Raw genomic sequence first — 1457 nt, 5'->3', positions numbered from 1 at the left:
CGCTGCCCGCTCACCCGGGTCAGCGCGTCCTGCACGCCGTACAGCAGCCCGGCGGCCACGGCCAGCAGGACCGGCCCCCAGCTGAGCCGGGAGCGCTTGGCATAGGTGGTCAGCAGCAGGGCCAGGCCCACCATGGTCCCGATGATCAGCCAGTGGCGCAGGGGGTTGGTGACCGCGCTGCCCGCCTGTGGCTGGCCCGCCAGGATGAACGCCGTCACGCCACCCGCCAGCAGCGCGAGCCCGAACCACCCCTGCCGGCCCAGTGGCTGCCGGGTCTGTCTGCGGGACAGCGCGAGCGCGAACAGCAGGTTCGTCGCCAGCAGCGGTTCCACCAGTGAGATCTCGCCCCGGCCCAGCGCCATCGCGCCCAGGACCATGCCGACGATCATCAGTCCGAGACCGCCGAGCCAGCGGGGCACCTTCACCAGGTCCAGCAGCAGCCGGGGGGAGAGGAAGTCACTGAGCGGCGCCTGTTGCGCCGCGTTCTGCTGGAGTACGAATCCGAAGCCCAGGCAGCAGGCGGCGCTCACGGCGAGAATCAGAACCAGAACCGACACGCTGCGTACCTCGATCATCCGGCCGGGCCACGGGGTGCGTAATGGCCGAGCGTAGCGTCCCGGGGCGCCGTCCGCTGCCGCGAGCACCCGGATTCTGGCAGTCGAGTCGGTCACCACGTCCTGGGCGTCGGGGCGATGGCACGGCCGTACGGTCATGGTGGGACGCCTGCCGGACCCGCGCCATGGCGTACGCCACACGGGTGAGGCGGGGCCCGGGATCTGACCCGGCGGCGGATCGCGTGACCGGCCGGACGGCGCGGACGCCGGAATATGTCACAACTGCTGCCTGGACTAGTCCAGTTGACGCGTGTAACACGCCGATCGCCCTTGACGCCGAGTAGGGGCTGAGGGTTTGCTTTTCCGTGATCAGTCGATGGCGAGCCGATGGCCGAAGGACAGGCCCTACCGCACCACACGGCCACGGCACAGCCACGGCATGAGCCCAGTCTGAACACAGCACAGATAAAGAGCGCGTGAGGAAGTCCCGCGGTGTCCCCACCCCCGCCACCCCTCGGTCGCGGCCGCAAGCGTGCGGCCCAGGCCTTCGACGCCGCTCTCGACGACGCCGAACTCGTCTCCGCCCGAGCGGCCTTGGCGCAGGGCCGGTGGCAGGCGGTCCNNCCGCCCCCTGGGTCCGCGACTGGCTGCTCGCCGAACCCGAGTCCGCGGACGCCTCCGTGCTGCTCGGCATGTGCCTGGTCCAGCGCGCCCTGCGCGGCAAGGAGAGACCCGAGCGCGCCCGCGAGGCCTGCCGGGCGGCGAGTGCGCTCGCCCCCGCCGACCCCACTCCGTGGCTCGGCCTGCTCCTGCTGGAGCGCACCCTGGGGGCCGAGGAGGACGTGGTCCGCCTCTTCGACGAGGTCCGCCTGCGCCACCCGGACCACCACCACGCCCACCATC

At 71.9% G+C, this 1457-nt stretch carries 1 protein-coding gene and 1 pseudogene; one reads left to right on the top strand and one right to left on the bottom strand.

The genetic code is table 11. The annotated features are described in order from the left end of the window. The coding region (locus BZY54_RS47815) for a DMT family transporter (RefSeq protein ID WP_167414201.1) at positions 1-557 on the bottom strand (557 nt) is incomplete at its 3' end. Between the two features lie 489 nt (positions 558-1046). Here BZY54_RS47815 and BZY54_RS47810 point away from each other — a divergent pair. After that, a pseudogene (locus BZY54_RS47810) lies at positions 1047-1457 on the top strand (hypothetical protein); the annotation flags it as partial.

Origin of the sequence: Streptomyces carpinensis (assembly GCF_002154505.1) — a bacterium.
GTDB classification, from domain to species: Bacteria; Actinomycetota; Actinomycetes; order Streptomycetales; family Streptomycetaceae; genus Streptomyces; species Streptomyces carpinensis.
Note: the sequence above shows the minus strand (reverse complement) of the source record. Positions and strands in the feature narration are given on the sequence as shown.